The sequence below is a fragment of the Variovorax sp. F042 genome, from assembly GCF_057814215.1.
This window is the reverse complement of record NZ_JBVASX010000002.1, coordinates 130,948-149,700: the sequence shown is the minus strand read 5'-3', so window position 1 is coordinate 149,700 and position 18,753 is coordinate 130,948. Positions and strand designations below refer to the sequence as shown.

At 66.4% G+C, this 18,753-nt stretch carries 17 protein-coding genes; 9 read left to right on the top strand and 8 right to left on the bottom strand.

The annotated features are described in order from the left end of the window. Positions 1-30: 30 nt before the first annotated feature. The gene (locus tag ACZYSP_RS09160; protein ID WP_256216693.1) at positions 31-963 is read right to left on the bottom strand and encodes a DMT family transporter; all 933 of its coding nucleotides are present in this window, start codon (positions 961-963) and stop codon (positions 31-33) included. 58 nt (positions 964-1,021) lie between these two features. Then, positions 1,022-2,164, bottom strand: coding sequence for an aromatic ring-hydroxylating oxygenase subunit alpha (locus ACZYSP_RS09155; protein ID WP_093075350.1), 1,143 nt, complete (start codon positions 2,162-2,164; stop codon positions 1,022-1,024). A gap of 227 nt (positions 2,165-2,391) precedes the next feature. Between ACZYSP_RS09155 and xseB the strand changes: the two genes are divergently transcribed. The 4 genes from xseB (at position 2,392) to ACZYSP_RS09135 (ending at position 6,643) form a co-directional block, all read left to right on the top strand. Next, positions 2,392-2,658, top strand: coding sequence for an exodeoxyribonuclease VII small subunit (gene xseB / locus ACZYSP_RS09150; protein ID WP_007829283.1), 267 nt, complete (start codon positions 2,392-2,394; stop codon positions 2,656-2,658). Then, entirely contained in the window at positions 2,655-3,575 is a 921-nt protein-coding gene (locus ACZYSP_RS09145; RefSeq protein WP_093075348.1) for a polyprenyl synthetase family protein, read from the top strand. The genes xseB and ACZYSP_RS09145 overlap by 4 nt, the downstream gene beginning before the upstream one ends. Positions 3,576-3,595: 20 nt before the next feature. Then, positions 3,596-5,452 carry a 1-deoxy-D-xylulose-5-phosphate synthase gene (gene dxs, locus ACZYSP_RS09140; protein WP_093075345.1) on the top strand — a complete coding sequence of 619 codons (1,857 nt, stop codon included), beginning with the start codon at positions 3,596-3,598 and terminating at the stop codon, positions 5,450-5,452. 111 nt (positions 5,453-5,563) lie between these two features. Further along, positions 5,564-6,643 (top strand): TRAP transporter substrate-binding protein, encoded by a 1,080-nt coding sequence (locus ACZYSP_RS09135; protein ID WP_093049979.1) that lies wholly within the window; start codon positions 5,564-5,566, stop codon positions 6,641-6,643. Between the two features lie 57 nt (positions 6,644-6,700). On the opposite strand, the gene ACZYSP_RS09130 is transcribed toward ACZYSP_RS09135, so the two are convergent. The 3 genes from ACZYSP_RS09130 to ACZYSP_RS09120 form a co-directional block, all read right to left on the bottom strand. Then, a complete protein-coding gene (locus tag ACZYSP_RS09130; protein WP_093075341.1) occupies positions 6,701-7,189 on the bottom strand; it encodes a hypothetical protein in 489 nt (162 codons plus the stop codon). Further along, a complete protein-coding gene (locus ACZYSP_RS09125; RefSeq protein ID WP_093075339.1) occupies positions 7,186-8,727 on the bottom strand; it encodes a TRAP transporter large permease in 1,542 nt (513 codons plus the stop codon). The genes ACZYSP_RS09130 and ACZYSP_RS09125 overlap by 4 nt, the downstream gene beginning before the upstream one ends. 67 nt (positions 8,728-8,794) lie before the next feature. Further along, on the bottom strand, positions 8,795-9,334 hold the full coding sequence (locus ACZYSP_RS09120; RefSeq protein WP_093075336.1) for a TRAP transporter small permease subunit: 540 nt from the start codon (positions 9,332-9,334) through the stop codon (positions 8,795-8,797). 175 nt (positions 9,335-9,509) lie between these two features. Between ACZYSP_RS09120 and ACZYSP_RS09115 the strand changes: the two genes are divergently transcribed. Then, positions 9,510-10,811 (top strand): SUMF1/EgtB/PvdO family nonheme iron enzyme, encoded by a 1,302-nt coding sequence (locus ACZYSP_RS09115; RefSeq protein WP_256216692.1) that lies wholly within the window; start codon positions 9,510-9,512, stop codon positions 10,809-10,811. A gap of 6 nt (positions 10,812-10,817) precedes the next feature. On the opposite strand, the gene ACZYSP_RS09110 is transcribed toward ACZYSP_RS09115, so the two are convergent. Continuing rightward, positions 10,818-12,260, bottom strand: a complete 1,443-nt coding sequence (locus ACZYSP_RS09110; RefSeq protein WP_093075334.1) for an MFS transporter — start codon at positions 12,258-12,260, stop codon at positions 10,818-10,820. 107 nt (positions 12,261-12,367) lie between these two features. Between ACZYSP_RS09110 and ACZYSP_RS09105 the strand changes: the two genes are divergently transcribed. After that, positions 12,368-13,228, top strand: a complete 861-nt coding sequence (locus ACZYSP_RS09105; protein ID WP_093075331.1) for a hypothetical protein — start codon at positions 12,368-12,370, stop codon at positions 13,226-13,228. A 33-nt stretch (positions 13,229-13,261) separates the two neighbouring features. On the opposite strand, the gene aptA is transcribed toward ACZYSP_RS09105, so the two are convergent. Then, a complete protein-coding gene (aptA, locus tag ACZYSP_RS09100) occupies positions 13,262-14,617 on the bottom strand; it encodes an omega-aminotransferase AptA (RefSeq protein ID WP_093075329.1) in 1,356 nt (451 codons plus the stop codon). Positions 14,618-14,723: 106 nt separating this feature from the next. Between aptA and ACZYSP_RS09095 the strand changes: the two genes are divergently transcribed. Then, a complete protein-coding gene (locus ACZYSP_RS09095; RefSeq protein WP_093075326.1) occupies positions 14,724-15,683 on the top strand; it encodes a LysR family transcriptional regulator in 960 nt (319 codons plus the stop codon). 6 nt (positions 15,684-15,689) lie between these two features. Here ACZYSP_RS09095 and ACZYSP_RS09090 read toward each other — a convergent pair whose 3' ends face one another. Further along, positions 15,690-16,454, bottom strand: coding sequence for a FadR/GntR family transcriptional regulator (locus ACZYSP_RS09090; RefSeq protein WP_093075324.1), 765 nt, complete (start codon positions 16,452-16,454; stop codon positions 15,690-15,692). A gap of 206 nt (positions 16,455-16,660) precedes the next feature. Between ACZYSP_RS09090 and ACZYSP_RS09085 the strand changes: the two genes are divergently transcribed. Together ACZYSP_RS09085 and ACZYSP_RS09080 are read left to right on the top strand one after the other, a co-directional pair. Then, positions 16,661-17,866, top strand: coding sequence for an ABC transporter substrate-binding protein (locus ACZYSP_RS09085; protein WP_093075321.1), 1,206 nt, complete (start codon positions 16,661-16,663; stop codon positions 17,864-17,866). A gap of 24 nt (positions 17,867-17,890) precedes the next feature. Beyond that, entirely contained in the window at positions 17,891-18,751 is an 861-nt protein-coding gene (locus ACZYSP_RS09080; RefSeq protein WP_093075318.1) for a branched-chain amino acid ABC transporter permease, read from the top strand. Positions 18,752-18,753 lie beyond the last annotated feature (2 nt).

Genomic DNA, 18,753 nt, shown 5'->3' with positions numbered 1-18,753 from the left:
CCTTCTCTGGTCAGGTCAATGCAGAAAGAGTCAATGTTCCTCGGCCGGCGCCTTGGGCACCGCCCGTTGTCGCAACACGGTTGCAGCAATGCCGCTGGCGATGATAAGGGCCATGCCCGCCCAGCCGGTGGCATCGATACGGTCGTTGAACAGCACCACGCTGTAGAACGCCGCGAAGACGATGCCCGAATACTGCAGGTTGGCCACCACCAGTGTGCCGGCCTGGGTCTTGGCGGTGGCGTAGGCGCGGGTCATGCAGAGTTGTCCGAGGGCGGCCAGCAATCCGATGGGCAGCAGCCACAGCGCATGCTGCCAGGTCCAGGCGCCACCGCCCGAAAACCCGGTGGCCGCCGTGGCGAAGGCTCCGGCCACTGCCGAGCCGACCGCGAAATAGAACACCGTGCGCAGCTCGGGTTCGCCGATGCGCGACAGCGCCATCACCTGCATGTAGGCAAACGCGGCCGTCAGGCCCGACAGCAAACCCAGCATGCCCGCGAAGCCCTCGCTGCCGTTGACGCTGGGCTTGAGCATCAGCACCACGCCCACGAAGCCGGCGAGCACGGTCAGCACCAGCGTGCCCTGCAGCGGCGGGCGCTCCACGCGGCCGTCGCGCCCGGGCACCGGCACCCAGGCCAGCAGCGAGCCGCCGACCAGGAAGGCTGCGACCCACACGCTGCTCATGTAGTTGAGGGTGACGGCCGTGGCCAGCGGCAGGTGGGCGATGGCATAGAACCAGGCGCCCAGCGACAGCACGCCGATGGTGCTGCGCCAGGCGTGCATGCCGGGGTATCGGGTGGCCAGCGAGACGCCGCGATTGCGGGCCAGCAGCCAGAGAAACACGATGCCGATGAGGCCGCGGCCCAGGACCATCTCACCGCTGTTGAACCACTCCGAGGCGACTTTCACGACCACGCTCATCGTGGCGAACAAAAAGGCCCCCAGCACCATCCACAGCGCTTGCATCGTTTCGACTCTAAGGTAAGGAAAAAGAGTGCCCCGCCGAGTGCGGGGCGGGCCGGTCTCAGGCTGGTTTCTGCATCGCGGCCTTGTACCACTCGTGGAACTGCTGCATGCCGTCTTCCATCGGGCTCTGGTAGGGGCCGGTCTCGTTGTCGCCGCGCAGCATCAGCGCGCGGCGTCCGGCGTCCATGCGCTCGGCGATCTCGTCGTCTTCCACGCAGGTTTCCATGTAGGCAGCCTGCTGGGCTTCGACGAACTCGCGCTCGAAGGCGACGATTTCCTCGGGGTAGAAGAACTCGACCATGTTGAGCGTCTTCGTCGGGCTCACGGGGTGCAGGGTCGACACCGTGAGCACGTGCGGATACCACTCGACCATCACGTGCGGGTAGTAGGTGAGCCAGATGGCGCCGTACTTCGGCGGCTTGCCGTCGCGGTACTTGAGCAGCTGCTCCTGCCACTTCTGGTAGACCGGGCTGCCTGCGCGGCCCAGGCGGTTGGCCACGCCCACCGTCTGCACCGAGTAGCGGGGCTTGAACTCCCAGCGCAGGTCATCGCAGGTGACGAAGCTGCCCAGGCCCGGGTGGAACGGGCCGACGTGGTAGTCCTCGAGGTAGACCTCGATGAAGGTCTTCCAGTTGTAGTTGCACTCGTGCAGCTCGACGCGGTCGAGCGCGTAGCCGCTGAAATCCAGGTCGGCCTGCGGGCCGAGGCCGGCCATGTCGGCCGCCACGTCGGGGCCGGAGCCGTCTGCGTTCTTCTCGAAAAGAAGGCCGTTCCACTCGGTGAGCGGGTAGTTGTGCAGGTTCAGGCAGGGGTCCTGCTCGAAATGCGGGGCGCCGATCAGCGTGCCGGTGGTGCGCGAATCGCTCGCGGCGTAGGTCCAGCGGTGCAGCGGGCACACGATGTTGCCGCCGGCCTGGTTGTCGAGCTGGCCCCGGCCCTGGAGGATCAGTGCCTGGCGGTGGCGGCAGACGTTGGAAATCAGCTCTACGCCCTTGGGCGTATGGACCAGCGCCCGGCCCTGATGCTCCTGCGGCAGGGTGTGGAAGTCGCCCATTTCGGGTACGGCCAGGCGATGGCCGACATAGCGGGGCCCTCGCGCGAAAAGGTTTTGCATTTCGCGGGCGTAGAGCGCCTCATCGAAATACGCGGAAACTGGAAGTTGGCTCGCGGCCTGCTGCAGTTGAAGACTTAAATCAGACATGGAGGACCTGACCAAGCTCCCCACAGGGAGAAAAAGAGAAAAGAACGGAAGGCGCCGCCAGGAAGGGTCGGCGGCCCGAAGAATGTGTTGACGTCGTCAACGAGAGAAGTTCGCATTGTACCCGGGGGGCATTTTTGTGCCCCCGGCTTTTCACCCGGTCCGGCGGCGGTCGCCAGTTGTTTCGATCCCAGTCCTAAAATGCCCGATTTCACCCACGTTTCGCTTGCATGCCCAAGGTGCCCCCCCCTTCCTCGTCCAGCCCGGCGGCAACGCCCGATACGGGCCCGCTGCCTGCCAGTTACGAAGCCGGGCTCCAGGAACTGGAGCAACTGGTGGCGGAACTCGAATCGGGCCAGTTGCCCCTCGACCAGCTGCTAGTCAGCTACCAGCGCGGCGCGGCGCTGCTCGCCTTCTGCCGCGACAAGCTGCAGGCGGTCGAAGACCAGATCAAGGTGCTCGATTCGGGCAGCCTGAAGGTCTGGACGCCTGAATGAGCGCCGCCGCGCTGAATTCCAGCCATTGGGACGCCCGCACGCTAGCCGGCTGGAGCGACCCCCACCTGGCGAATGTTGAAGCGGCGCTGTCGCGCTGGGTCGGCGTCGACGCCCCCGTGCTGCTGGGCGACGCCATGCGCTATGCCGTGCTCGACGGCGGCAAGCGACTGCGGCCCCTGCTGGTGCTGGCCGCCAGCGAGGCCGTCGGCGGCAACCGGGCCGCTGCCCTGCGCGCGGCCTGCGCCACCGAACTGATTCACGCCTATTCGCTGGTGCACGACGACCTGCCGTGCATGGACAACGACGTCCTGCGCCGCGGCAAGCCCACCGTGCACGTGAAATTCGGCGAGGCCGATGCCCTGTTGGCTGGCGACGCGCTGCAGGCCCTGGCCTTCGAACTGCTCACGCCCGATGGCGACGAGATTCCCGCCTCCACCCAGGCCCTGCTGTGCCGCCTGCTCGCGCGCGCCGCGGGCAGCCAGGGCATGGCCGGCGGCCAGGCCATCGACCTGGCCAGCGTCGGCATTGCGCTCGACGAAACGCAGCTGCGCGAAATGCATCGCCTGAAGACCGGCGCGCTGCTTCAGGGCAGCGTCGAGATGGGCGCCGCCTGCGGTTCGGTCACTCCCGCGGCGCTGGCCGCGCTGCGCGACTACGGCGCCGCCATCGGCCTCGCGTTCCAGGTGGTCGATGACATCCTCGACGTCACGGCCGACTCGCAGACCCTGGGCAAGACCGCCGGCAAGGACGCCGCGGCCGACAAGCCCACCTACGTGTCTCTGCTCGGCCTCGACGGCGCGCGCGCCCAGGCGCGCCAGCTGCTGGCCGATGCGCTCGCCGCCCTGGAGCGCAGCGGCCTGGCCGACACCGCCGCTTTGCGAGCGTTGGCCCACATGGTGGTCGACCGCGACCGCTGAGAGAAAAGAACAACCCCCACATGGCTCCGCTGCTTCCCACACTTCACGACCCCTCGCCGATCCGCAAATACGACCGGGCGCAACTGCGCCAGCTGTCCGACGAGGTGCGCGCCAGCGTGCTCGACAACGTCTCGCGCACCGGCGGCCACCTGAGCTCCAACCTCGGCACGGTCGAACTTACGGTCGCGCTGCACCACGTGTTCAACACGCCGCACGACCGGCTGGTGTGGGACGTGGGCCATCAGACCTACCCGCACAAGATCCTCACGGGCCGGCGCGAGCGCATGCCCACGCTGCGGCAGATCGGCGGCATCTCGGGCTTTCCGCAGCGCAGCGAGAGCGAGTACGACACCTTCGGCACTGCCCACTCGTCGACCAGCATCTCGGCCGCGCTCGGCATGGCCATGGCTGCCAAGCAGAAGGGCGAAGACCGCCACACCGTGGCCATCATCGGCGACGGCGCGCTCACGGCGGGCATGGCCTTCGAGGCGCTGAACAATGCGGGCGTGTGCGACTGCAAGCTGCTCGTGATCCTGAACGACAACGACATGTCGATCAGCCCGCCGGTGGGTGCGCTCAACCGCTACCTCGCGCAACTGATGAGCGGCAACTTCTACGCCGCCGCCAAGAACGTCGGCAAGAGCATGCTGCGCAACGCACCGCCGCTGTTCGAGCTGGCCAAGCGCCTGGAGCAGCATGCCAAGGGCATGGTCGTGCCGGCCACGCTGTTCGAGCAGTTCGGCTTCAACTACGTGGGCCCGATCGACGGCCACGACATCGACTCGCTGGTGCCCACGCTCGAGAACCTCAAGCACCTCGAAGGCCCGCAGTTCCTGCACGTGGTCACGAAGAAGGGGCAGGGCTACAAGCTGGCCGAGGCCGATCCGGTGGCCTATCACGGCCCCGGCAAGTTCGATCCGCAGGTGGGGCTGGTCAAGTCCGCCGCGGTGGCCAAGCAGACCTTCACGCAGGTATTCGGCCAGTGGCTGTGCGACACGGCCGCGCACGACGGCCGCCTCGTGGGCATCACGCCCGCGATGCGCGAAGGCTCGGGCCTCGTTGAATTCGAGAAGCGCTTTCCCGATCGCTACTACGACGTCGGCATTGCCGAGCAGCACGCCGTGACCTTCGCGGCCGGCCTGGCATGCGAGGGGCTGAAGCCGGTGGTCGCGATCTACTCGACCTTCCTGCAGCGCGCGTACGACCAGCTGATCCACGACGTGGCGATCCAGAACCTGCCGGTGGTGTTTGCGCTCGACCGCGCGGGCCTCGTGGGCGCAGACGGCGCCACGCATGCGGGCGCGTACGACATTCCGTTCCTGCGCTGCATTCCGAACATGAGCGTGGCCTGCCCGGCCGACGAGCGCGAGTGCCGCCAACTGCTGTCGAGTGCCTACGAGCAGAACCACCCGGTGGCCGTGCGCTATCCGCGCGGTTCCGGCGCAGGCGTCACGCCGCACCTCACGCTCGAATCACTGCCCTTCGGCAAGGGCGAGATTCGCTGCGAAGGCAAGCGCATTGCCATCCTCGCGTTCGGCACGCTGCTGTACCCTGCGCTCACCGCCGCCGAGTCGCTCGACGCCACGGTGGTCAACATGCGCTGGGCCAAGCCGCTCGACGTCGAGCTGCTGCTGAAGGTCGCAGGCACGCACGATGCCATCGTCACGCTGGAAGAGGGCGCCATCATGGGCGGCGCGGGCAGTGCGGTGCTCGAAGCACTGCAGGCTGCCAACGTGCAGAAGCCGGTGCTGCAACTCGGCTTGCCCGATCGCTTCATCGAACACGGCGATCCGGCCAAGCTGCTGGCGTCGATCGGACTGGATGCCATCGGCATCGAGGCATCGATCCGCGAGCGCTTCGTTTCGAGCGCAGGGTAAACCCCTGCCGGCGGCTGTAAGCGCGTTTTTACAATCGTCCGGACTTAGACAAAAGTCCCCAACGCGGTCACAAGCCGCGTTTTGTTTTTCCAAGAACTCGGAGAGCTATCAATGGATCGTCGTTCCCTCATCAAAAACGCCGGCATCGCGGGCGTTCTGGCTGCCGGCATCGCACCCGCGGTTCACGCCCAAGCCACCGTTCGCTGGCGCCTGGCGTCGAGTTTTCCCAAGTCGCTGGACACCATCTTCGGCACCGCCGAGGTGTTCTCGAAGAGCGTCAGCGACATGACGGGCGGCAAGTTCCAGATTTCCGTGCATGCCGGCGGCGAGCTGATGCCCGCATTCGGCGTGGTCGACGGCGTGCAGAACGCCTCGGTCGAAATGGCCCACACGGCGCCGTACTACTTCTACGGCAAGGACCCGACCTTCTGCCTGGGCTGCGCAGTGCCCTTCGGCATGAACACCCGCCAGCAGAACGCCTGGATGTACGAAGGCAACGGCCTGAAGCTGATGCGCGCGTTCTACGCCAAGTACAACATCATCAACCTGCCGGGCGGCAACACGGGCGCGCAGATGGGCGGCTGGTTCCGCAAGGAAATCAAGTCGGTCGCCGACCTGAAGGGCCTGAAGTTCCGCACCAACCCGTTCGCGGGCAAGGTGCTCGAGCCTTTCGGCGTGATCCCGCAATCGATTCCCGGTGCCGACCTGTACCCGGCGCTCGAAAAGGGCACGCTGGACGGTCTCGAATGGGTCGGCCCGTACGACGACCAGAAGCTGGGCTTCAACAAGATCGCGCCGTTCTACTACTACCCCGGCTGGTGGGAAGGCGGCCCCGAGCTCGACTTCTACATCAACACCAAGGCATGGGAAGGCCTGTCGGCCGAGTACAAGGCCATCGTCGAGGCGGCTGCCGCACACGCCAACATCACGATGACGGCCAAGTACGACTCCAAGAACCCGATCGCGCTGAAGCAGCTCGTGGGTTCGGGCACCAAGCTGCGTCCGTTCTCGCAGGACGTGATGAACGCGGCCTTCAAGTCGGCCCAGCAGATCTACTCGGACCTGAACAACACCAACCCCGAGTGGAAGAAGATCTACGGCGACTGGTCGAAATTCCTGGCCGACCAGAACGCCTGGTTCCGCTACACGGAAGGCACCTTCGACCGCTTCATGCAGCAGCAGAAGCTGTAAGCAGGCGCCTCGCGCGCTGCATGCAAAAAAGCCCCGCTGGAACCAGCGGGGCTTTTTTTATTTCGTCGACCCGGTATCGGGTTCGGGGGTATCCGGCTTCGGTGGAATGGAGCGCTTCGCCACCTGTTCGCCGAAGGCCACGAGCACGCTCGCATCGGCCGAGTGGAACCACGTCATGCCGCCGTAGCGCCGTCGCACCAGCAGCCGCGGCGCGATCACGCGTTCGAGCATGCGGATGTGCACGAGCTTGAGCTGCGCCACTTCCTGCGCGCTCACGCGCTTGTTCCAGAGCCAGGTCTGGATCAGCACGTCGCCTTCGAGCCGCGTGCGGCTGTAGACGATCCAGTAGCCGACCCACACCACGCACAGCGCCGCGATGCCGAACACCACGAGGGCGCTCGTGGACCACGCGGTGCTGCGCAGCGAGGGCAGGCTCCAGATCGCGAAGGCGAAGAGATCGACCACCAGCACCACCGCCAGCGTGCGCAGCAGCGCAGGGAAGGCGGGGCTTTCGAGCGAGGGGGTGCTGCCGCCGTCGTCGCTCACGGCTTGGTGGCTTCGCCGGAAGCCGGCGGCGTCGCCGGTGTTTCTTCCGGTGTCTTCTTCTCGTTGCCGAACGGGTCTTCCATGTTCACGCCGTTGCTGTCGGGCGCGGGCGGCGGCTCTGCGTCGGCAGGCATGTCGAGGTTGACCTTGTCGATGTCGACGACCTTTTCCTTCTCGAGGAACACGGTGACCGTCTGCGGGAAGAAGATCACGATGGCCACCAGCAGCAGCTGCATCAGCACCCACGGCACGGCGCCGAGGTAGATGTCGCGCGACTCCACCTTCTTGGGTAGCGCCCCGTTCTTGAAGAGGGTGTCCGCAATGCCTCGCAAGTAGAACAGCGCGAAGCCGAAGGGCGGGTGCATGAACGAGGTCTGCATGTTCACGCACAGCAGCACGCCGAACCACACCATGTCGATGCCCAGCTTGTGGGCCACGGGGCCCAGCAGCGGCAGGATGATGAACGCGATCTCGAAGAAGTCGAGGAAGAACGCGAGGAAGAACACAAAGATGTTCACCGCGATCAGGAAGCCCACCTGGCCGCCCGGCAGGCCCGAGAGCATGTGCTCGATCCACTTGGCGCCGTCGACGCCCTGGAACACCAGCGAGAACACGCGCGAGCCGATGAGGATGAACACCACCATCGCAGTGAGGCGCATGGTGCCTTCCATCGCGTCCTTCATCAGCTGCCAGTTCAGGCGGCGATGGATCAGCGCGAGGATGAGCGAGCCCACCGCGCCCATCGCACCGGCTTCGGTCGGCGTGGCGATGGCCTTGTCCATGAAGGGCAGGCCGCCCATCGAGCCGAGCACCGCGAAGATCAGGATGGCCGAGGGGATGATGCCGCGCAGGCACTTGCCCCACAGCGCCCAGCCGTTCAGCGTACGTGCGCTGGCCGGCAGGCCCGGCACGTAGTGCGGGCGCAGCCGCCCGACCATGAAGGTGTAGATCGCGAAGATGATGACCTGCAGGATCGACGGACCCCAGGCGCCCTTGTACATCTGGCCCACGTCGGTGCCGAGCTGGTCGGCCATGACGATCAGCACCAGCGAAGGCGGCACCAGCTGCGTGATGGTGCCCGACGCGGCGAGCACGCCGGTCGAATAGCGCATGTCGTAGCCGTAGCGCATCATGATCGGCAGCGAGATCATCGCCATTGCGATCACCTGGCCGGCCACCGTGCCGGTGATGGCGCCGAGGATGAAGCCCACGATGATCACCGAGTAGCCGAGGCCGCCGCGGATGGGACCGAAGAGCTGGCCCATCGAGTCGAGCATGTCCTCCGCCAATCCGCATTTCTCCAGTACGGCTCCCATCAACGTGAAGAACGGGATCGCGAGCAGCGTCTCGTTCGACAGGATGCCGAACACGTTCAGCGGCAGGTTGGCCATGAAGCCGGCCGGGAACCAGCCCATCTCGATGGCGAAGAAGCCGCAGATCAGGCCGAGGGCGGAGAGCGAGAACGCGACCGGGAAGCCGATCAGCATGATCACCACGAGCCCCGCGAACATGATCGGGGCGAAATTTTCCATGTGCATTTCTACTTATCCTGCGGTGCGGGAGAGGGCTAGGCCAGAAGGGGCGCGGGGATGCGAAAAGCGCCCGTCACTGCACCGGCTTCTCGTAGTGCGTGTCCATCTCGATCAGGCCGCGCAGGTAGGCAATGCGCTTGATGATTTCCGAAACGCCCTGCAGGAACATCGCGGCGAAGCCCACGGGCATCAGCAGCGCGGCGGGCCAGCGGATCAGGCCGCCGATGTTGCCGGACATCTCGCCCGTGACCCACATGTTCCAGAACATGGGCCAGGTGACGTAGGTGAAGAGGGCCATCACCGGCAGCAGGAAGAAGATCAGGCCGAACAGGTCGACGTACACCGGCCCATAGCCCTTGAGCTTGCCGTAGATGATGTCCACGCGCACATGCTCGTTGAAGCGGAGCACCACGGGCGCGCCGAGCATCACGGTGGCGGCGAACAGGTACCACTGGATTTCGAGGAACGCGTTGTTGCTGAAGTCGAAGCCGTAGCGGACGAGGGCGTTGGCCGCCGAGATGAGCGAGGCCGCCAGGACGGCGTAGCCGGCGATCTTGCCGAGTTTTTCGCTGATCCAGTCCATGCCGGTCGCGAATTTGAGGAATGCAGACAAGGGGGTGTCTCCCGCGAAGCCCAAGGTGAAACGCCGGCCCCTGGTGGGAGCTGCGCAAAGCCCGAGATGTTACCCCGTTGAACCTTTGTATCTACTTGGCATGAGGGGCGGGGTTTACCCGGAATCCGGGTCTTGTCCGGGGCGTGGGAGGCGGCCCTGGTCGCCATAATCGTCCATGTCTTCGCGCCTTCCGCCTTCGACGCCTTCGGGCGCCATGGGCCTGCCCCATTCGATCGATTCGCCCGACATGTGCCGCGCGGGCCGCGAGCTGTTGTCCCTGGCGCTGATCGACGCGCGCAACCACACGCTGCACCTGCTGTCGCTCTACGAGGAGGCCCTGGGCGCCGAAGCGCTTGCCGTGCCGCCCGTGCCCGAGGAAGAGGGCGTGGTGCCGCCGGTCTGGCTGGCCGGCCACATCGGCTGGTTCGCCGAATGGTGGATCGGGCGCAACACCCAGCGCGCCTTCGGCGTCGACTGCCCGGTGCGGCCCACGCGCCTGGCGCCCATCGACCCCGGCGCCGACGACTGGTGGAACCCGTCGCAGAGCACGCCGGGCCGCCGCTGGTCGCCCGACCTGCCCGACCTCGCCCAGACCAAGGCCTACCTGCTCGAAACGCTGGAGAGCACGCTCGAGCTGCTCGAGAACGCGGCCGAGACCGATGCCGGCCTGTACTTCTACCGCCTCGCGCTGTTCCACGAAGACCTGCGCGGCGAGCAGTTCGTGGTGATGGCGCAGACACTGGGGCTGCCCCTGGGCGTCGAGCAGGCGCCCATCGCCGTCACGCGCGAGCCGCTGCTGCTGCCTGCCACGCGATGGGAATTGGGTTCGTCCGAGAGTGGCTTTGCCTTCGCACAGGAGCGCAGCGCGCATCGGGTCGACGTGCCCGAGTTCGAGATCGACGCGCAGCCCGTCACCTGGAACCAGTACATCGAATTCGTTGACGACGGCGGCTACGACCGCGAGGAGCTGTGGCATGGCGAAGGCTGGCGCTGGCTCGGGGCGCAGATCGAGGGCCGGCGCGGGCCGCGCCACGTCGAGCAGATCGGCGCGGCGCGCAACGGCACGGGCGGTTCGGTGCTGCAGCAGCGCTTTGGCGTGACAGTGCGTGCGGCAGGCCACCACAGCGCCGTGCACCTGAGCTGGTGGGAGGCCGACGCCTGGGCGCGCTGGGCCGGGCGGCGCATCGCGACCGAAGTCGAATGGGAGATTGCTGCGCACACGGCCGGGCGGCGTGGCTTCCGGTGGGCCGACGTTCACGAGTGGACGTCGGGCACGCTGCAGCCGTGGCCGGGGTATCGGGCCGACCCGTGGAGCGCAGGGGGAGAGTTCGATCCCGCGGCTGCTTTCGGCCGGGCGCGCGTGCTGCGCGGGGCTTCGTTCGCGACGCGTGCGCGCCTGCGTTCTCCGCGCCGCCGTGGCTTTGCGCTGCCCGAGCGTGACGACGGCTTCTTCGGCTTCAGAACCTGCGCGCTGTAGAGACAGTCAGCGCTCGCCGCCGGCTTCCGAAGACAGCGGCGGCGCCACTTCCTCCAGCGGCTTGCGCTCAGCATCGGCCGCATAGCGCAAGGCCAGCAGCCCCGCGACGATGACCAGCGCCGCGCCGATGCCGTAGCCCACCATCACCGCGCCCCGGCTGCCGGTTTCGATCAGCAGGCCGAACAGCAGCGGCGCAGCGAAGCCGCCCGCGCCCATGCCGACCGCGTAGAAGATCGCGATGGCCATGGCACGCATCTCGAGCGGAAACACCTCGCTCACCGTGAGGTACGCCGAACTCGCCGCTGCCGACGCCAGGAAGAACACCGCCGACCAGCACAGCGCCTGACCGCGCGCATCGAGCCAGCCCATCATGAAGGCCCAGCCCGTGAGCGCGAGGCCAACGCCCGCGAGTACGTACGTCAGCGCGATCATCCGGCGCCGGCCCACGCTGTCGAACAGCGGGCCCAGCAGCAGCGGCCCGAGCACATTGCCCAGCGCGAACGGAAAGATGTAGAGCGCCACGTCGCCTTCGGGCACGCCGTAGAAGCGCGTGAGCACCAGCGCATAGGTGAAGAAGATCGCGTTGTAGAAGAAGGCCTGCGAGATCATCAGCGCCAGCGCGACCATGCTGCGCTGCGGGTAGCGCCTGAGCAGCACGCGCGCCACTTCGCGCATCGACGGGCTGTTGGCGCGCGCGGCCGTGTAGTTCACGACAGAGCCTTGCGGCGCGGGCAGCGGACCGTGCTGGGTCTCGATCTCCGCTTCGATCTGGTCGACGATGCGTTTGGCCTCGTCGGCGCGTCCGTGTGCAATGAGCCAGCGCGGGCTCTCGGGCACGTCGCGCCGCACCAGCAGGATAGCCACCGCCAGCACCGCGCCCAGCGCAAAGCCCGCGCGCCAGCCCCATACCGGGCCGATCACGCGAGCGTTGAGCAGCACCAGGCTGAGCGCCGCGCCCAGCGCCGCGCCGATCCAGAAGCTGCCGTTGATCGCGAGGTTGACGCGCCCGCGCACGCGCGCCGGGATCAGTTCGTCGATGGCCGAGTTGATGGCCGCGTACTCGCCGCCGATGCCAAGCCCCGTGACGAAGCGGCACAGCGCGAAGAAAGCAAAGTTGGGAGAAAACGCCGTGGCCAGCGTGCCGACCGTGTAGACCACCAGCGTGATGAGAAAGAGCTTCTTGCGCCCGAGCCGGTCGGTGAGCCGGCCGAAGAGCAGCGCGCCGAGCACCGCGCCCGCCACGTACACCGAGCCCGACAGCCCGATCTCGCCGGCCGTGAGCCCCAGCGTGTCGGGCCGCTCCAGCACCGCGCCGATGGAGCCGACCAGAGTGACTTCGAGCCCGTCGAGCACCCAGGCCACGCCCAGCGCGATCACCACGCGCCAGTGCCAGCGCGACCACGGCAGGCGGTCCAGGCGGGCGGGGATGTCGCTGCTCAGTACCGTCATGCCTGCGATTCTGGGAGTCGGTCGCAGCGTCCGCTGTAGGACCGTGCCGGTCTATGATCCGCGCGCCGCGTGGGAGCGGCGACTACACCAATGGAGCGAGGGGAAACATGATCTGTCTCGATGGCGCGCATCGCCGCGCGTTCTGGCTTTGCACGCTTTTGGCTATTGCCGGCTTGACGGGCTGCGGCACGCCGCCCACTTACAAGAATCGTCCTGTCTCCGGCAGTTCGCCCGGGACTTTCGCACTCGCGCATGCCAAGGCGGTGGAAGAGCCGCGGCATGCGATGCGGCACCTGGACGATGCCAGGAGCATTGTCTACACGCAGTTGGAAGGTGGAGGTGGCCTGGCAGTTGGATTGCTGTTCGGCCCTCTGGGCGCGGCGGCCAATGCCGGCATGATCGACAGCAGGACGGGGCTCGATGCCCAGCGCCTGAAGGGCAAGCTCACGCTGGAACCTCGGCAGCTGTTCCTCGATGCCGCGATCCGCCAGGGGCTGGATGTCGCCGGCGCCGGTGCGGCGGGGCAAACGGGTGCAACACCCTATTTGCATGTGAGCAAGGCGAGCAACGAGCGGCTGCTGACGGCCGCGGCGGTCCGGCTGGAGCAGGGCGCAGGTGCCGACCAGTGGTCCGGTCTCTACATGTACCAGTTGCCATCTTCCTACACGCTGGATGATCTGGCCCAGCCCACCGAGGAAATCCAGCGCCGACTGAGCGCGGAAGCCGCACGGGGCTTTTCGGAACTCGCGGCCTTTATTGCGAAGGAGGGGCAACCCAAGGATGGATCGGGAAAGGTGGCGCCGGAAAAAGAATTCACCTATATCTCGGACCTGCTGACGCCACGCTTCGAAATCGAGATGCGTGGGCGCTTTATTGCAAGGTCGGAAGACCTGGTGTGGTTCAGGACCTTCGACGGCGTGTACGCCGTGCGTACCTCCAGCATCAAGATCAGGTCGGGCCGGATCTGACGGGTTGCCCCGTCGGATCGTGTCGGCCCCCGATCAGGCCGTCTCGGCCAGCGCGTCCGCCAGTGCGTTGACCATGCGGTCGATCTCGGCCTTCTCCGCGATGAAGGGTGGAGCGAGCTGGATGGTGTCGCCGCCGTAGCGCACGTAGAAGCCCTTCTTCCAGCAGTTCATCGCGATCTCGTACGGACGGCGTGCGGGCTCGCCCGGCAGCGCGGCGATCGTGATGCCGGCTGCGAGGCCGTAGTTGCGGATGTCGGCCACGTGCTTGCTGCCCTTCAGGCTGTGCACGGCGTTCTCGAAATGCGGCGCCAGCGCCTGCACGCGGCCGATCATGTCTTCCTTCTGCAGCACGTCGAGTGCGGCGATGCCGGCGGCACAGGCCACCGGGTGTGCGCCGTAGGTGTAGCCGTGCGGGAACTCGAGCATGTAGTCGGGGCCGCCTGCTGCCATGAAGGTGTCGTAGATCTCCTTGCTGGCGACTACTGCGCCCATCGGCTGCGCGCCGTTGGTCACCTGCTTGGCGATGTTCATGATGTCGGGCGTCACGCCGAAGGCTTCCGCGCCGGTGAGTGCGCCGCAGCGGCCGAAACCGGTGATCACTTCGTCGAAGATCAGCAGGATGTTGTTGGCCGTGCAGATGTCGCGCAGGCGCTTCAGGTAGCCCTTGGGCGGAATCACCACGCCGGCCGAACCCGCGAAGGGTTCGACGATGACGGCCGCGATGTTCGATGCGTCGTGCAGCGCGATCAGGTCGAGCAGGCGGTCGGCCAGCTCGGCGCCGTTCTCGGCCATGCCGCGCGTGAAGGCATTCGATGCGAGCTGCGTGTGCGGCAGGTGGTCGGCTTCGACGCCCTGGCCGAAGAGCTTGCGGTTGGCCGCGATGCCGCCGACCGAGATGCCGCCGTAGTTGACGCCGTGGTAGCCCTTCTCGCGGCCGATCAGGCGCGTCTTGCTCGCCTGGCCCTTGGTGCGCCAGTAGGCGCGCGCCATCTTCAGCGAGGTGTCGGCGGCTTCGGAGCCCGAGCCGGTGAAGAACACGTAGTCGAGGCCCGCGGGCGTCATTTCCTTGATCTTGTTGGCCAGCTCGAAGGAGAGCGGGTGGCCGAACTGGAAGGCGGGCGAGTAGTCGAGCTTGGCGATCTGGCGGCTCACCGCCTCGGTGATTTCGGGGCGGCCGTGGCCCAGGCCCGAGCACCACAGGCCCGAGAGGCCGTCGAAGATCTTGCGCCCGTCGATGTCGGTGAAGTAGGCGCCCTTGGCCTCCACGATGATCCGCGGATCGGCCTTGAAGTTGCGGTTGCCGGTGTAGGGCATCCAGTGCGCGTCGAGCCAGGCGGCGTCGGTGCGCGCGGTGGGCGTCGGTTCGATGGCGGGCGTTGCGAGGGTCATGGCGCTTCCCGCACGGGGCGGGCTCCGGGGGTGATGGGATGTGCCGATTGTTGGCAGAGCCTTCAGTGTGGAGAATGGCGCAATATCAATGTTCACTTGACACTTCATGCAAGTAAAGGCCAAAGCCCGAAGCGGTGCCCAAAACAGTGCCCGCAACCGCGCCGTATTGGGGCAGCTCAGCGACATGGACCTGCGCCTGCTCAAGGTGTTCAAGAGCGTGGTCGACTGCGGCGGCATGGCGGCCGCCGAGCTGGAGCTGAACATCGGCACCTCCACCGTGAGCCGCCATGTGAAAGACCTGGAGACGCGGCTGGGCCTCGTGCTGTGCCGGCGCGGGAGGGCCGGCTTTGCGCTCACCGCCGAGGGGCAGCGCGTATACGACGAGACGCTGCGCCTGCTGGCCTCGGTCGACGCCTTCCGCGGCAGCATCGACGACATCCACAACCGCATGGGCGGGCAGCTGGACGTGGCGCTGTTCGACAAGACGGCGACCAACCCGAAGGCGCGCATCGGCGAGGCGATCGCGCGTTTCACCGAGATCGCACCCGAGGTGACTCTGGCGCTGCACGTGGGCTCGATCAACGCCATAGAGCAGGGCGTGCTGGAGGGCAATTTCCAGATCGGCATCATCCCGGCGCATCGCAGCTCCAAGAGCCTTGTGTACGCCGACTTGTTCGACGAGACGATGCTGTTGTATTGCGGCGCGAAGCACCCGCTGTTCGGCGCCGATCACGCCAGGCTCACCTGGGCCAAGCTGCGCGAGCACCATTTCGCGGGGCTCGGCTACCACTCGCCGAACATGGAGTTGAGTCACCGCGCGAAGCTGTCGCGCAAGGCCACGGGCTTCGACCAGGAGGCGATTGCAACCTTGATTCTTTCGGGGCGCTTCCTGGGCTTTCTGCCCGACCACTACGCGCAGGTGTTCGAGCAGCGCGGGCTGATGAAAGCGGTACTGCCGGCGCGCTTCAACTATGCGTGCCGCTTCGTCAGCCTGTTGCGGCGTTCGCCGAAGCCGTCACGTGCGGTGCTGGCGTTTCAGGAATGCCTGGAGAAGGCGCACCGGTAAAGCAGGTCAGCGCTGCCCGCTCGGCAGCAACAGATGCTTGGCGCCGATATGCGCCTCCATCTCGTGCATGTGCTGCTCGGCATCGATCATGTGCTCGGACATCAGCCGGCGCACTTCTTCGGCGTCTTCCTTGCGGTAGGCGGCCAGCAGCTGCGTGTGATAGTCGACGTTGGCTTCGCCGAAGTGGTGGTGGTCCAGCGCCTTCTTGTAGACCACGAGGTCGCGCAGCAGGTCGTTGAGAAAACGGCACATGAAGGAGAGCACCGGATTGGGGCAGCTCTCGGCCAGCATCGTGTGAAAGCCGAGTTCGGCCTCGCGCTGCGTGCGCAGTTCGTCTTCGTTGGTCGGCTCGATCGTGCACAGCCGGACGTTTTCTTCCAGCTGCTCGAACTGCTCGGGTGTCAGTCGGCCCACCACGCTCACGGCCAGCTCGGGCTCCAGTGCCTTGCGCAACTGGTAGATGTGATGGCCGTCGAGATGGTGAAAGTGCAGGAAGTTGCGCAGCGGCTCCGATGCATGGTCCACCGACACCTGCTGCAGATACGCCCCGCCGCCGGGGCCGGTGCGGATGGAGACTAGGCCGCGCACCTCCAGCGCCTTCAAGGCCTCGCGCACCGTGCTCTTCGAATAGCCGAAAAGCTCGATCAGTTCTTTCTCGTTCGGCAGCCGGTCGCCGGGCTGCTTGCGCTCCGCCACGATCCAGCGCTTGACGTCTTCGACGATGACGTCCGAGAGCTTTTGCCGCTTCGGGCGGTTCTGCCCCACTCTCATTCACACGCTCCATGCCCATCGGGAGATGCGCGGGATGCGCAACAGCGGGCGATCTTAAACGGCGTCGTGCGACGGGGCGGTCTGGTTTTGGGCACAAGGATTGCTAGCGGGTTTTTACCAGCATATTAATCCGATTTATCCGCTTAAATTCGCCAGCGATCGCAGGCACCACCTTTCCCTTACTTCCCACCACGACCGGAGAACTCATGCAACGCAGACATCTTCTTCAGCTGGCCGCCCTGTCGGCTGCCCCCGCTTCGCTCCTGGGCGGCCGCGCCGCCTTTGCCCAGTCGGCGGACGCGATCCGCTTCGGCTGCCCGGTCCCGATGTCGGGTGCCTTCGCAGCCAATGGCAAGTTCGCCGACCTGGGCATGAAGCTGGCCATCGAGCAGTACGGCAGCGTGCTGAAGCGTCCGCTGGCCTACACGGTGCTCGACACCGAAGGCAAGCCGGCCACCGCGGTGCGCAAAGTGCAGGAAGCCTCGCAGCAGCAGGGCGCGAAGTTCTTCGCGGGCGGCATCCTCTCGTCGGAAGCGCTGGCCATGGGCAAGGAGGCCGAGAAGGCCGGCGGCCTGTTCATCACCACCGCCGGCGCCGATGAAATCACCGGCAAGGACTGCAACCCCGCCACCTTCCGCTGGTCGGTGCCCACCTTCGGCGCCATCGAGCAGACGGTGCGTCCGCTGATCGCCTCGATGCCCAAGGCCAAGCGCTGGTACACGATCACGCCGCAGTACGTGTTCGGCGACGGCCTGCTGAGCGCGGCCAAGAACATCTTCCAGGAGAAGGGCATCGAGCACGTGGGCAACAGCTACCACTCGCTCAACGAGAAGGAATTCAGCGGCTACCTCACCAACGCCATGGCCGCCAAGCCCGACGTGCTGCTGCTGCTGAACTTCGGTGCGCAGTCTTCGGCCGCGCTGCGCCAGGCGGTGAGCTTCGGCATGCACAAGAACATGACGATCCTCATGGCCTGGGCCTCGGGGCTGGAGCAGTTCGACGAGCTGGGCGCCGACCTGTGCGACGGCGTCTACTTTGGCGCGCAGTACTGGCACACGGCCGACACCTCCCTCAACAAGGACCTGGTGAAGCGCACCGCCGACAAGCTCAAGATCGTGCCCAACTACAGCCTCGCGGGCTCGTACGTCTGCACCAAGATCCTGATCGATGGCATCGTGAAGGCCGGCACCGTGGACCAGAAGGCGGTGATTGCCGCGCTCGAAGGCATGAAGTTCGACGGCCTCACCGGCACCGAGGAAATCCGCAAGGCCGACCACCAGGTCATCAAGGACTACTACCTGCTCAAGGGCAAGGCGAAGTCGAAGATGAAGGACGCTGCCGACTACGTCGACGTGGTGAGCTCGGGCAAGTCGTTCCTGCCCGTCGACAAGACCGGCTGCAAGCTGGCCTGAGCACGCAAGGACACCGACGCGCCCATGTCCGTCTACCTGCTCCAGACCATCAACGGAATCGGCATCGGCATGCTGTATTTCCTGCTGGCCGTTGGCTTGTCCATCGTGTTCGGCCTGCTGCGCTTCGTGAACTTCGCGCACGGGGCTTTCTATCTGCTGGGTGCCTACCTGTGCTACCAGGCCATGCAGTGGGGCCTGAACTTCTGGGTCGCACTGCTCGTGGTGCCGCTAGCCGTCGGCGCGCTGGGCTGGCTGGCCGAGAAGCTGCTGCTGCGCCGCGTGTATGCCAAGGCGCACGAATTCCACATCCTCGTGACGGTGGGCCTCGCGCTCGCGGTGCAGGAGATCGTGATCGTGTTCTGGGGCCCGCTGGGCAACAGCGTGGCCACGCCCGACCTGCTGCAGGGCGTGGTCATGTGGGGCGCCTTCGTCTATCCCAAGTACCGGCTGTTCGTGATCGGCTTCACCGCCGTGCTCGCGGTGCTGCTGTGGGGGGTGCTCGAAGGCACGCGCCTGGGCAGCGCGGTGCGCGCGGGCAGCGAATCGACCGAGATGGTGTCGCTGCTCGGCATCAACGTGTTCCGCGTGTTCAGCCTGGTGTTTGCGCTTGGCGCGGCCACTGCTGCGCTGGCCGGGGTGCTGGCCGCGCCGATTCGGGGTGCGGAGCCTTTCATGGGCGTCGAGGCGCTGAGCGTGGCCTTCGTGGTGGTGGTGATCGGCGGGCTCGGCAGCTTTGGCGGCGCGCTCGTGGGCGGGCTGGTGATCGGCATCGTTCAAAGCCTCATGAGCACCATCTGGCCGCCGGGGGCGAGTCTGATGATCTACATCGCGATGGCAGCCGTGCTGCTGCTGCGCCCGCATGGCCTGCTCGGCCGCAAAGGATGAAC